The sequence below is a fragment of the Protofrankia sp. Cas3 genome (assembly GCF_963555955.1).
Lineage (GTDB): Bacteria > Actinomycetota > Actinomycetes > Frankiales > Frankiaceae > Protofrankia.
Window position 1 is genome coordinate 18,096 of the sequence record NZ_CAUVXP010000059.1, and the last position, 12,913, is coordinate 31,008.

At 69.0% G+C, this 12,913-nt stretch carries 10 protein-coding genes and 1 pseudogene; 5 read left to right on the forward strand and 6 right to left on the reverse strand.

Annotation, left to right across the window (positions count from 1 at the left end):
• Window positions 1-268 precede the first annotated feature (268 nt).
• The gene (locus U9983_RS13170; RefSeq protein ID WP_322754298.1) at window positions 269-1,285 is read left to right on the forward strand and encodes a hypothetical protein; all 1,017 of its coding nucleotides are present in this window, start codon (window positions 269-271) and stop codon (window positions 1,283-1,285) included.
• 230 nt (window positions 1,286-1,515) lie between these two features.
• On the opposite strand, the gene U9983_RS13175 is transcribed toward U9983_RS13170, so the two are convergent.
• Window positions 1,516-2,202, reverse strand: coding sequence for an ABC transporter permease (locus U9983_RS13175; protein WP_322754299.1), 687 nt, complete (start codon window positions 2,200-2,202; stop codon window positions 1,516-1,518).
• A 133-nt stretch (window positions 2,203-2,335) separates the two neighbouring features.
• On the opposite strand from U9983_RS13175, the gene U9983_RS13180 reads away from it, so the two are divergent.
• On the forward strand, window positions 2,336-3,631 hold the full coding sequence (locus U9983_RS13180; protein WP_322754300.1) for an ATP-binding cassette domain-containing protein: 1,296 nt from the start codon (window positions 2,336-2,338) through the stop codon (window positions 3,629-3,631).
• A 64-nt stretch (window positions 3,632-3,695) separates the two neighbouring features.
• Here U9983_RS13180 and purQ read toward each other — a convergent pair whose 3' ends face one another.
• Both purQ and U9983_RS13190 read right to left on the reverse strand, forming a co-directional pair.
• On the reverse strand, window positions 3,696-4,415 hold the full coding sequence (purQ, locus tag U9983_RS13185; protein WP_322754301.1) for a phosphoribosylformylglycinamidine synthase subunit PurQ: 720 nt from the start codon (window positions 4,413-4,415) through the stop codon (window positions 3,696-3,698).
• A gap of 53 nt (window positions 4,416-4,468) precedes the next feature.
• Window positions 4,469-4,945: an ATP-binding protein gene (locus U9983_RS13190; protein WP_322754302.1), complete on the reverse strand. Its 477-nt coding sequence runs from the start codon at window positions 4,943-4,945 to the stop codon at window positions 4,469-4,471.
• Window positions 4,946-5,360: 415 nt separating this feature from the next.
• Here U9983_RS13190 and U9983_RS13195 point away from each other — a divergent pair, with 415 nt between their 5' ends.
• Together U9983_RS13195 and U9983_RS13200 are read left to right on the forward strand one after the other, a co-directional pair.
• A complete protein-coding gene (locus tag U9983_RS13195) occupies window positions 5,361-6,359 on the forward strand; it encodes a DUF5926 family protein (RefSeq protein ID WP_416211386.1) in 999 nt (332 codons plus the stop codon).
• 13 nt (window positions 6,360-6,372) lie between these two features.
• On the forward strand, window positions 6,373-7,665 hold the full coding sequence (locus U9983_RS13200) for a geranylgeranyl reductase family protein (protein ID WP_322754304.1): 1,293 nt from the start codon (window positions 6,373-6,375) through the stop codon (window positions 7,663-7,665).
• Between the two features lie 18 nt (window positions 7,666-7,683).
• Here the strand turns inward: U9983_RS13200 and U9983_RS13205 are convergent, their stop codons facing one another.
• The 3 genes from U9983_RS13205 to larB form a co-directional block, all read right to left on the reverse strand.
• Window positions 7,684-9,651, reverse strand: coding sequence for a MinD/ParA family protein (locus tag U9983_RS13205; protein ID WP_322754305.1), 1,968 nt, complete (start codon window positions 9,649-9,651; stop codon window positions 7,684-7,686).
• 175 nt (window positions 9,652-9,826) lie between these two features.
• Window positions 9,827-11,266, reverse strand: coding sequence for a nickel pincer cofactor biosynthesis protein LarC (larC, locus tag U9983_RS13210; protein WP_322754306.1), 1,440 nt, complete (start codon window positions 11,264-11,266; stop codon window positions 9,827-9,829).
• A 275-nt stretch (window positions 11,267-11,541) separates the two neighbouring features.
• A complete protein-coding gene (larB, locus tag U9983_RS13215; protein WP_322754307.1) occupies window positions 11,542-12,423 on the reverse strand; it encodes a nickel pincer cofactor biosynthesis protein LarB in 882 nt (293 codons plus the stop codon).
• 374 nt (window positions 12,424-12,797) lie between these two features.
• Between larB and U9983_RS13220 the strand changes: the two are divergent.
• Window positions 12,798-12,913: pseudogene (locus U9983_RS13220) on the forward strand (IS5/IS1182 family transposase); the annotation flags it as partial.

Consider the following 12,913-nt stretch of genomic DNA (forward strand, 5'->3'; position numbering starts at 1 on the left):
GACCGCAATGACCTACCGTACGGTTTCTTGGCCGTTGGCCGTAAGTGGAAACTGCCGCTCCGGTGACCGCAATGACCTACCGCCCGTGCTCTCGGCCGGCACCACCAGACCGATCCGGCGGAACGCGTCGTCTTCGGGCGCGGTTCAAACCTCGCCGCGGCGGATGTGATTAGGTCAGAAATGACTCCTGTGCTCGTCCCGTATCGGATATGCCTGTCATAGCGCAGAAAAAGCGCTCTCATGGTGGCTGGCTGACGGCGAGGGGACGATGGCACTTTCCAGAGCGGCGGCGGAACTCTATACCGAGATCGGGCCGGCACCGTCGAACTGCGGTGCATTGCGGAAGCGGCTCCGTATGGAGGATGCGCAGTTCGACGAGGCGGTGGCGGAGCTTGTTCTCGCGGGTATGGCGATTGTGGAAGGGCGGCGGATCCGCAGGGCCCCGAGTGACCGGACTCCACCGAAAGCTTCTCGCGATGCGCTTGTGGTCTTCGACCAGCTTCCGCCGGACGGCACTCCCGTCGGCGGCCTTCGGCTGCGCAGCGCTGTGAGAATCACGAACGACCGTTATCGACTGGCGTTGGATGAGCTCAAGACGGCCGGTCTCGTCCGGCTTGGGCGAGGCCGTGGGGGTACGATCGCTCGCGCAGACGATGTGCTCCAGACGCCGGACGACGAGGTGTTGGAAACGCACATAGCCGACGCGGGATTCGCCGCTGCCGGCCCTGGCCAGCTGGTACGCCGGGAGTCCGAGCTGTATCAGCCCTTCGTCGACTGGTACCAGAGTGAGATCGACACGGCTGGTCTCACCTTCAGCCACATCCGTGAGACCGCTTCCGCGCGCAGGCGGGTACGGGCCAGCGGTCAGTGGTCCCGGCCGGACGTCGCGGCGGTCGAAGTCTGGAGCTCGTATCTCCTGCCCGACGTCGTCCTCACGATTTCATCCTTTGAAATCAAACGGTCGGCCGAGGCCAATCGGCTGGAGTCGCTGTATGAGGCAGCAGCCCATGGGCGTTGGGCGCACTGCCCGAGCCTCGTTGTCGAGACGGCTTCTGAAGAAGACGAGGACAATCCGGTGTCCGACCGTGTTCTAGAGGAACTCGACAGACTGAAGTTGGGTCTGTATACGATGTACAATGTCGGGTTCGGAGTTTTTCGTGTGAAGCAGTACATGCCGCCGTCGAGGCATGCACCCGACCCGGGCTACCTACACGATCTCCTGGAGTACTTTTTCTCCGACGACAAGCGGCAGTGGGAGAAGTACCGACTGGCGATCCGCCGCTGAGCGCGCGTGCCCGGTCGGAAAGGGCAGGCTGGGGCGAAGGCCGTAAGTAGGCGATTGCGGTGGCGATGTTTCCGCGGAATCCTCATGGTCCGGCGGTTGCGGAAGCTTCTGCACCACGTTCCAGCCCTCCTCGATCCGGGTACCCACCTGCGTGCCGAGGAGTACCCGCTGGCGGCCGGCCGCACGCGTTTGACGAGCGTTCGTTCACACTCGACTATGCGTCCCGTTGATCACCAGCGGGGATGCAGGCGGCTGGGCCCGCAGCCAGCGGGCGTCACCAGCCGGCCGAGGCAGAGCAGCAGGCCCTGGACGATCAGGGCCAGCGCCACGACCAGCACCGTGCCGCCAACGGCCTGCGCGTCGTCGTGGTGGGCCAGACCGTCCAGCACGAGTCGGCCAAGCCCGCCGCCGCCGACAAGGGCGGCGACCGTGGCGGTGGCGATGACCCGGGCCGCCGCCGTCCGCAGGCCTACCAGCAGCAGTGGTGCGGCCAGCGGTAGCTCCACCTGCCGCACCACCTGACCACCGGACATGCCCATCCCGACCGCGGCCTGTGTCACCGCCCTGTCAACATCGCGCACACCGATGTAGGCAGTGGACAGCAGCGGTGGTACCGCGATGAGGGTCAGCGCGACCGTGGCCGCGGTGTTGCCGAAGCCGAGCGGCCCGACGGCCAACAGCACGAGCACGGCGAATGCCGGCACCGCCTGTTCAACCGCGGAGCCGCCGACAGCGAGTATGCGGCCTCGCCCGACGTGCCCGAGCCACACCCCGATCGGTAGCGCGAGGGCGCACGCAATCCCCACGGACGCGGCAGTCACCGTCAGGTGTTCGATGAGGCGCCGGGTGACGCCGTTGTCGCCGTTCCAGTTGGCGCTGTCGCCAAGCCACGAGGCGGTCTGCGAGATTGTGCTCACACGGCGACGTTACCGGGATAAGTCGATACTGACCGGATAATCCGATAGAAAAGTTATGAAACACAAACGACGGCGCTGTGGGTTCCACGGTCGGAATGATCGCAATCGGTGCGGGAGGGGTTGGTCGGAGTCGATGGCGACTGAGCCGATGATTTCGCTTCGGGGCGTCCAGAAGCGTCACCTGGACGGGACGGTCGCTGTTACGAATCTCGATCTCGACGTGGCCGAGGGTGATTTCATCTGCCTGCTCGGGCCGTCCGGGTGCGGCAAGACCACAATCATTAATCTCATCAACATGATGATCGAGCCGACGTCCGGTCAGATCGTCGTGGCCGGCGAGGATGTTGCCCGCGTGGATCCGGTCACGCTGCGCCGGCGCATCGGTCATGTCGCCGCGAGCGTCGGCCTGTTCCCGCACCTGACCGTCCGGGCAAATGTCGAAACGGTTCCCAGACTGCTGCGCTGGGCGCGGCCGCGGGTTCACGACCGCGGGCAGGAGCTGCTCGAACTGCTTGGGCTTGATCCAGCGGTCGTCGGCGACCGTTACCCGCATGAACTCTCCGCCGAGCAACGGCAACGGGCCGGTATTGCCCGCGCACTCGCCGCCGACCCGCTGGTACTGCTGATGGACGAGCCGTGCTCGGCCTTGGACCCGATGGCCTGTGAGCGGCTGCGTACCGATCTCGTTCTGCTGCACCGGGATATCGGCAAGACGATCATCTTCGTCACGCCCGACCTGGACGAGGCCGTGCACCTCGCGGACCGGATCGCGGTGTTCCGCCCCGGCGGTCTACTTGAGCAGTACGCCGCTGCCACCCGCGTCCTGGGAGCGCCGGCCACGCCGTTCGTCGCGGATCTCACCGGCTTCGACCGGTCGCTGCGTCGGCTCGCGGTCACCCCGCTGGGGGTGGCCGACACCGAACACCCACCGGTGGTGCGGATGGATACGTCGGCGGCCGAGACACTGCAGGCGATCGCCCGGCACGTGCCGGGCGGGTCCGCTCGTTCCGCTCGTTCCGGTGGGTCCGCTCGTTCCGGTGGGTCGGGTGGGTCGGGTGGGTCGGGTGGGTCCGGCGAGGGTAGCCGGGTGCGGGTCAGCACGGACGGCGCCGGCTGGGCGGTCGTCGTCGACCCGGCGTCCGGGGAGGTGCGCGGGTGGGTCGAGGCCGGGGAGCTGGCCGGGCATGGTCCGGTCGCGAGCGCGGCAGCGCTGCGTCCGCTCGCCGGTTGGGTGGAGCTGGGCGCCTCTCTGAAGGACGCGTTCGCCGTGCTCCTGGGCGACGACGCCGCCCGCATTGCCGTCTACGACCGGGACGACTACGTCGGCGTACTCACGCCCGCGTCCCTGCACGCGGCCCTGCGCCGCTCCGTCGAGGCGGATATAGCCGATGTGGCCGGACTGGCCGGACTGGACGGACTGGCCGTTTGAGGGCCTCCGGGTGCGCGCGAAAGGCATGATCGCGCACCCTTCGGCCGGTCGCGCCGGGAGTCGATCAGACGGCGAGAACGCCGGATGTCACCGACCGGAACATGGCCAGGCCGTCCGATCCCGGGCCGGTCAGCGGCTCGACGGCGTGCTCGGGATGTGGCATCAACCCGACAACCGTGCGTCCGGCATTGCAGACGCCGGCTATGTCGGCGACCGATCCGTTCGGGTTCCCGCCGAGATAGCGGGCAACCACCAGGTCGTCATGTTCGAGTTGGGCCAGTGTCGCCGGATTCACCACATAGCGGCCCTCGCCATGTTTTACGGGAATAACAACCTCCGCGCCGGCCGTGTACTCCGAGGTCCACGCGGTCGAGGCGTTTTCCACCCGCAGCCGCTGGTCCCGGCAGACGAAATGGAGGCCGACGTTACGGGTGAGTGCCCCGGGCAGCAGTCCGGCCTCACACAGCACCTGAAATCCGTTGCAGATCCCGAGGACGGGCAACCCGTCACGGGCCGCGTCCACGACCGCGCCGACCATGGGGGAGAAACGGGCTATCGCCCCGGCGCGCAGATAATCGCCGTAGGAGAACCCGCCGGGCAGCACCACCGCGTCCACCCCGGCCAGCTCGGTGTCACCGTGCCAGAGCGCAACGGCCTCGCCGCCGCCGAGACCGACCGCGCGAGCGGCGTCCCTGTCATCCAGCGAGCCGGGAAATGTCACCACGCCGATCCGGCGTGCTACCGATGGTGCCCCGCCGACTGTTTCGTGCTGGCCACCGCTCATGCGGTCAGCCTACCGGCGATCAAGCGGCGGCCACGCGATCAGGACCCGGCCGGTCAGGACCCGCAGTGAGCCGGGGCGCGTTCGAGCCGGGTGGCGGGTGCGCTTTCATCCCACTGCAGCAGTTTTTCCAGATGAACCCGGATGCCGGGATGCGGCCCGTCCACAATATCGAACTGGACGCTGTCCATGAGCTCGTGCATGACATAGATACCACGGCCGTCTTCGCAGATCGTGTCATCGGCGGATGCCTCGAGAATCATGGCGTCAATCTGGAAGACGTCGAAGCCACCTCCGTTGTCCAGCACCTCGATGGCGGCCACCTGGTTGTCGACGTTGACCGAGACCTCGTACCAGTCATACGCCTGGGCGTGCTTCAGCACGTTGGCACATGCCTCGGTAAGCGCGAGTTCCACGTCGTCGACGCACTCCTGATGCGCGCCGAGAACCTTCAGTGACTGCGTGCACATCCGGCGGACAATAGGAATGGAGATCTCGTCCCGGGGAAGCGACAGCGAAAATTTGATCTCCATGTCCGAGTCCTACCCCGGCGAGTGATGGCTAACCTGCTTCGGCGTCCCGCCTGGCCAAAGGGTGTGCGATCTTGGTTTTTCGCACGCCCGGAGGCCCCTTGCGGGTGGCCTGGCCAAAGGGTGTGCGATCTTGGTTTTTCGCACGCCCGCCGGTCCGGTCCCGGCTGGTGGAGCCCGGTTCCGCACCTGCGCGTAGCAGGTCCGGTACAAGCGGACGGTCACGTGGGTGGGTTGGCGGGAGTTGTCGGTCGCAGGTATTAGCCTTGCGCGTACCAGCCGTCCGTCAACCTGATCCGTCAACCTGATCCGTCAAGCCGAGGAGCACCCGATCGCCCGCCGACAGACCGTCCGCCGCCCCGTGCCGTCTCATTCCGGATCCGTCTCGTCCGGGTCCGGCTCGTCCGACGAGGTCGGCTTGGCCGCGTCCGGGTCGGCTCCGGGCGTCTTCGGGACGGACGAGGCAGATGTTCCCGCCGTCGGGCCGCGGTCGCCGTGCCCGTGTGGGTCAGGGCGTCGCTACAAGGCATGTCATGGCGTGCGGCGGCGGTCCGCGCCCGTCCTGCGTCCCTTTGCGGGCCGGGTCGACGAACCCGATCTGGTGGCCCTGCGCGAGTTGGTGCCCAGCGCGACAGCCCCGCTGAAGCTCTCCGCCAGCTACCTGGCGGAACATCCCGAACATGGCGACCGTGCGGTTCTGCTCGGCACGATGCTGCCGCAGGCAGTGCCTGCAATCGTCCGGGAGAGCGGCGAGATCCTCCTGGCCATGCAGACGGGCGTGCCCAGCGACGATGCGAGCGTTGACGTTGCGCGGGCGCTGCTCGCGGCTCTTGCCGCCGAGCCCGGGGCTCCGGTCATCCCCCGGCAGACAGCGGCGGGCAGCGCCCGTGGCGACGACGGCCGGGCCGGCCCAACGCTGCTGGACATCCTCGATCCGGCCCCGCTGGACATCACGGTCCACTCCGGATTCACCTGGTGGATCCCGCCGTCCGAGGACGGTACCGGTCCCGCTCCGGAGGTCGCCGCCGCCTTGGAGCGGGCGAACGCGGCCGTCGTTCCGACCGTCCGGTTGACCTCGGTCGACGCGGCCTACTGGTGCAGTCCGGGGGAGCGGACGCACCTGCGGTGGGTTCAGGCGTACGACGAGGAACCCCTGCTCGACGCCCTCGCGCGGCTGGCCGCCGTTGGTGATCTTACGGTCGGTGTCGGGTCCCGTTTCGTCGGCTCCTTCCGGGCGGACGGTCTGGTCGTTCCGGTCTGGGACCTCGCGCCGGGCGCTGACGCGGACAGCTGCGAGGAACCGGCGACGGAGCTGCGTGCCCGGTTGGAGCGTGCGGTTGCCGACCGGACTCCGCTGGATGCGTCGCAACGCCGGATGCGTGCCGGCGTCGTGGGCCGGACCCTCACCCTGCGCTGATATGCCGGTAGACATGGCTGGCCGGTCGGACGCTCCTGGCGAGATGTTCGATGTGGTCGTGATCGGCGCCGGTCCGGCGGGAGCAAGCGCAGCTCGGGCGGCGGCCCGGGCCGGTGTCACCGTCTGCATGCTTGAACGGGCCGAGCTGCCCAGGTACAAGACCTGTGGCGGCGGCCTGGTCGGTCTGGCGGTCGACCATGCCGGTATCGACCTTTCGGGCCTGGTCCACGCGAGCATCGACCAGCTCACCGTGTCCCTGGACGGCCGGCTGGCGCGGACCAGGCGCCGGCCAGGTCGACCGATGCTGTCAATGGTGATGCGTTCGGAGTTCGACCGGGCGCTGGTGCACTCGGCCTGCGCTGCCGGTGCGGGCCTGCGGACCGGAGTCCACGTCACCGGCCTGCGCGAAGTAACCGGACCAGCCACCGGACCGGGCGGACCGGACAGCAACGAGGTCCAGGCGGTCAGGGAGGCCAGGGAGGCCAGGGAGAGCAGGGGGAGCACGGAGATCAGGGGGAGCACGGAGATCAGGCAGACGCGGGATGGTTGCGTCGTGGTGACGGTGCGGGGCGGGCGGGAGATACGCGCCCGGGTCGTCGTCGGCGCAGATGGCGCGTCCGGGCGGACGGGCGCCCACGTCGGCGTCCGGTGTGACCAAGTGGACGTCGGCTTGGAAGGTGAGTTCCCGGTGAGCGCACCGACCGCACGGCGCTGGGGCGGCCGGATGCTGCTCGACTGGGGTCCGGTCCCCGGTTCATACGCCTGGCTGTTCCCAAAGAGCGAGGTGCTCACCGTCGGTGTGATCGGTTCACGGGCAGACGGCGATGCGCTGCGTTCCTACTACGGCGATCTGGTGCGCCGGCTCGGTCTGGGTTCGGTGACACCGTTGCACGACTCCGGGCATCTGACGAGGGTACGGGCTGCGGGTTCGCCACTGCGCCGGGGCAGGGTGCTGGTCGCCGGCGACGCGGCGGGTCTGCTCGACCCGTGGACGCGCGAGGGGATCTCGTTCGCATTGCGCTCGGGGCGTCTCGCGGGGGAGGCCGCGGCCCGAGCCGCTGTCGGTGATCTGTCCGCGCTCGCGGAGTACCCCAGGCGCATTGAAGCGGTGCTCGGCCCCGAAATGGACGCCGGCCGCAAGCTACAGGCGGTTTATGCACACCATCCCGGGCTGCTGCACGCGTTGCTGACCTGCATGCCCGGTACCTTCGGACTGTTCGGGCGGATCGTGGACGGCCGTACGACAGTGGCCAGGCAGCTGCGGCGCCCCGGCGTCCGGGCCGTGACCGGCGCCCTGGCCCGCTGAGTGGTGCCCGGACAGGCCCTAAACCCCGGGTGGTAACCCGCCGAAACGCTCGGGATCCCCGTCTGTCAGGGGAGAACCGAACCGTTCGGCGACGGCACCGGCGATTTCGAGAAACGCCTGCCTCGTCGCTTTTCTCAGCCCTTCCAACGTGATACGTCCGCCGATGGCGAGATGGGGATCGTAGGGTACCTGAACGACTCGCCGGGTACGGGCGGCGAAATGCTGTTCGAGCGTGTTCATATCCACCGACTCGCCATTCACCGGGAATGTCGAGATGACCGTCACCGCCTCTCGCACCTGGGCGGCGTACCCGTGTGCGTCCAGCCAGTCCAGCGTGGCACTGGCCGACGAACCGCCATCCGCGCTGGAACTGCTGACAATCACCAGTGTGTCGGCGAGTTTGAGGACCGCGGGCATGGCGCTGTGCAGAATCCCGGTGCCGCAGTCGGTCAGCAGAATCGAGTAGTGCCGCTGCAGGATGTCGTCGACAGCGAGGTAGTCGGTGTCGGCGAACGCCTGCGAGATCTCGGGATCGTTCGCGGACGCGAGCACCTCCAGGCGGCTGTCGGCCTGTGACAGGTACCGACGAACGTCCACATAACGGTGTAGCGAGGCTGCATTGTCGAGTAGATCGCGCACGGTGTTCGTGGTTGTTCGCGGTACCTTGGCACCGAGCGTCCCGCGGTCGGGGTTCGCGTCGATCGCCACCACGCGGTCCCCACGCAGACTCGCCAGGGTCGACCCGAGGGCCACGGTCGTGGTGGTCTTGCCGACACCGCCCTTGAGCGACATGACCGCGACCCGGTGGCAGTCGTACAAGGGGGTGCGGATGTGCGCGACCAGGCGCCGATGGCGGGCCTCGTCGGCGGACGGCCCAGGATTGATCGCTCCTCCGGACGCCCTGAAGACCAGTTTTCGCCAGCCTCCGGACGCGGTGTCCGGCTGGGCGGGTAGCAGCGCGCTGGTCATGAGTCTGCCGGGCGCACGGGTGACGTCGGCTGCCCCGTCGTGGCCGGACGGCCGGATCTCCGGTGCTGGCGCCGGGTACTCGGTGCTGGGGTAGGGATTATCCGGGTAGGAGCCACCCGGGTACGGCACCGGCGGTTGCGGTGCGCCGGGGCGCGGACCGCCGAGCTGTCCCTCATCTGCACGACCGCTGTTCCGGTAGGGCGGCAGGTCCGGGGCGGGCGCCGCTGCGATCGGTGCCGTGGACGAATCCGGCGCCTGCTCGGCCGCCGGCGGCAGTTGCGGCGGCGACGGTTGGAGTGACGGTTGCAGCGGTGGCGGTGGCGGGTAGTCCGCCGAGACCGGCGGGCGTGGCGGCACCTCGAACGCGGTGTCCGCGACGTCGGCGGAGACGCCGAGCGGATCGGTGGAGTCGAACGCCGGCGGGTAGGAGTCGTCCGGGTAAAGCGGTGCCGGTCGGAGCGTGGCGCCTTCGGAGCCGGACCGCTGGAGGCCCGGTGCGGATCCTGCCGGTGGTGCGGATCCCGCTGGTGGTGCGGTGGTGGGTCCGTTGCCGTTCTGGTCGGTGCTCGGGCGTTCCTCGTGCCGCAGTGGAGTGGCGGACAGCCGAGGTTCGGACGGCGGGGGCGGAATCGGCGCGACGTGGCTTGGGTAGCCGCCAGGACCCCGGTAACCGCCGGGAAACGGGTCGCGGTCGAACAGCGGGTCGTAGGTCGACCTTTCGGTCCACGGCCGGGCGATCGGTGGCACGGCCGGCGGTTCACCCGAAGCGCCCGGCCAGGAGCTCGTCAGCGGGTCGAATGTGCGCTCACCACCGGGCGGTGGCACCGGTGGTGGGAACTGAGCGGGCCAGGCCTGGAACGAGGAATACGGGTCGTCGTTGTTCGGCTCGGTCGAGCTCGGCGGAAGATGGGAAGGTGCCGGCGACTGCATCGACTGGCGTGCGCCGCGATCTTCCGCCGGAGCGCGATCGGCGTCAGGCATGTCCGTTCGGGCGTCGATGTCGATGTCTCCGTTCATGCTCCCGCTCAGTCACGGCCTCGCCGGATACCGATCACGATCAGGCGTCATGTCGGGGTTATCCGGCTTTCAGCCTAGCCGCCGCGGTCCATCCGGGCGCTTACAGTGCGACAATTCGATCACCGGTTCAGGGCTCGACGCCACCTGTCCGTCCAGGGCGGCCCACCGCGGCGATTCAGGATTGCATGCCGGGCTCGACCTTGTCATCATCTGTGCCCTGGCCGGGATGGGTAAAGTATGTTCTGTCCGTATCCGGCGCCCATGATGTTTCCGAGGCGAGTGCCGCTGCGGCAGCCAGGACCCAGCGGGTCGGCCGGTCCAGCCGGACGGCGGCGCGTCGCACGTCGTCCCACTCGGGTTGCACGGTGACCACCTGACCGTCCGGGAGCATGCCGATCTTCACGGCGATGGTTTCGCCGCCGACGTTCACCGGGCGGAAAGTGCGGTCAAGCGCCCGCTTGTGTACGGGCGTCTCGCGCAGACCGAGGGTGGGGGTGTGGAAAAAAATCATCTGTCGGACCGGGTCCGCGCGCGCTGGCGTCACCAGCACGGAGAGCGTGTGCGCAGGTCGTCCCTTCTTCATCAGAATGGGCGTCAGCCAGGCATCGGACGCCCCTACCGCCAGCAGTGCCGCCAGAATCTCCGGCCAGGCCCGCGGGTCGAGGTCGTCGACGTTGGTTTCGACCAGTAGTTCATCGGTCGCCGGGGGGATGCGAGCGGCGGCGTGTGCGGACACCGACTGCTCTCGTTCTGATGCGCCGTGGGCCGACATCCCGGCGGGTGGCGCGGCCCCGACGACCAGCCGGACGACGTTGGGCCGGCCCGGGATGTCGCGCTGGCCGGCGCCGACACCGACCGACTCCACCCGCATCGCCGGTAGCTGGCCATAGGCGTCCACGTGGGTCGCCACCAGCGCCGCTCCGGTCGGTGTGCACAGCTCCAGGTCCACGGGACCACCGTGAGCCGGCATTCCGCTTGCCCGCAGGAGTTCCAGGACGGCAGGGCTGGGGATCGGCAGGACACCGTGTCCGGTACGGGCCGAGCCGCCGCCGAGCGCCATCGGGGACGCGACCAGCTGGTCCAGGCCGAGCGCGTCCAGCCCCGCGCAGACGCCGACCACGTCGGCGAGCGCGTCCAGCGCGCCGACCTCGTGAAAGTGCACGTCGTCGGCGCGGATTCCGTGAACGGTCGCCTCAGCCTCGGCGAGCGTCGCGAAGGTGGCCAGGGCACGCTCGCGGACCGTCGCGGCGAGCGGTGCGCCGGCAAGTAGCAGGCGGATGTCCGCCCAGGTACGGCGGAGATGCTCACCGCCGGGTGCCCCGATCCTCTGCAGTCCGTCCGGATGCGTCGTACCGCCACTGCCGATCACATCATTGGTGGTGACGTGGACGCGAGTGGCGGCAATGCCGGCCCGGCGGGTCACGGTGACATCCAGGCGGACTGGAAGTCCAAGCGCATCGACCGCGTCGGCGATCACGCCGGCCCGCTGACCTGTGCCTGCGAGCGCCCCGCTCACTGCGCCAAGCAGCATGTCCCCGCTCGCCCCGCTGGACAGGTCGAGCCATCCGACCCGTGCCGGGCGGGGCGGCGAAGACCCGGTCGGTCCGGTCGGCATCGCTGCTGCGCTGTTGGCTTGGTGCGTTCCGGCGTCAGTCACCCGTCCACTGTCGTCCACCCGTCCACCCGTCCACCCGTCCACTGTCGTCCGGTGGTCGGGGTCGCCGGAACGCGCCCCGGACCCGCCTGCCCCGGCCCCCTGCAGCCGATCGCGGCCGACGGTAGCGAAGCGGTAGGTCAAAACGGTCGCTATAGCAACGAAAACTACCTAACGCCCGGGTGTCCGCGGGCAGTCCAGTAGGTGGAAATCGTCGCCATCACGGCCCAAATGACCTACCCCATCGGCGGACGATCCGCGGGTGCCGCGGGTGCGGATACGGGCGCTGTTCGGCGGGCGATGCGGGCGGCGAAGATTCCCGCTCCGAAGCCGTTGTCGATATTGCAGACAACGATGCCGGGTGCGCAGGATGTGAGCATCCCGAGCAGAGCGGCAAGCCCGCCAAAGGAAGCGCCGTAACCGATGCTGGTGGGGACCGCGACCACCGGCGTACCAACGAGCCCACCGATGACGCTTGGCAGGGCACCTTCCATGCCGGCGATGACGACCAGACAATCCGCGGTGGCGAGGATGTCGCGGACCGCGAGCACCCGGTGTAGCCCGGCGACCCCCACGTCCGTGATCGTCTCAACGCCCGCTCCGGATGCGCGGGCGGTCAGCGCGGCCTCAGTGGCGACCGGCGCGTCCGACGTCCCCGCGCAAACGACGACGACCCGCCCCCGGGCCGGTGGCAGTGGGCCGACGACGACCGTGGACAGCCGGGTGGAAGGCCCGGACTCCGGACCCGGACCCGGACCTGGACCCGGACCCGGGGCAGGCGGACTGGACGTGGTCAGCTCCTCGGGCCACTGGAGGAGCAGCGCCGCGACGGTGGCCGCGTCCGCGCGGGTGACCAGCGTCGGATGGCCGGGGCCGGCCACCCGCCGCAGCTCGGCGACGATGCCGACCGTTTGTGCCGGCGTCTTGCCGGCGGCGTAGACGACTTCCGCGTCGCCGGTGCGCAGGCCGCGGTGGGTGTCGACACGGGCGTACCCCAGGTCGGTCCAGCCGGTGCCGTCGCCGAGCGGGCCGACGGTGAGGCGGCTCAGGGCTTCGTCCGGACTGACCGCGCCGGCGGCCACGGCGTCCAGCAGGAGCCGCACATCGGCCGTGTCCATTCCCCCGACCCTATGCTGCCTGGTGCAGGAAGGAATCAGGTTCACGTTCCACCCGCCCACATAGCACGCACGTGCCGCAATAGATCGGCCGTATACGGCTCCGTATAAGAGGGCCCGGCAACAGGGGCGTGGATGAAGGGGCGGGGCTGGGGCGCGTAGATCGCGAGGCGGAGGAGGGAGGCACCGGAGGTGTTGGGTGTCGACCGACGACAACGAGGCGAGGTGCGTGCCCCAGCCCCGCGACGCCGCGTCCCTGTTGCCGGGCGCTCTAAGAGGGCGTCTTGTTCGTGTTGGTGGTGACTCATCCGATAAGTCTGGATGATGATGGGCCGGATACACCTTTAAGGATCTGGAGTTGCCGGTAGGCCCGCGGTATGCAGCCTCGACCCACCTACCGTTCCGACCTCTCCGACGACCGCTGGGCACTGATCGAACCGGTCCTGACCGCCTGGCGGGCCAGCCATCGCGGCCTGGGCATCAAGCAGCCGAC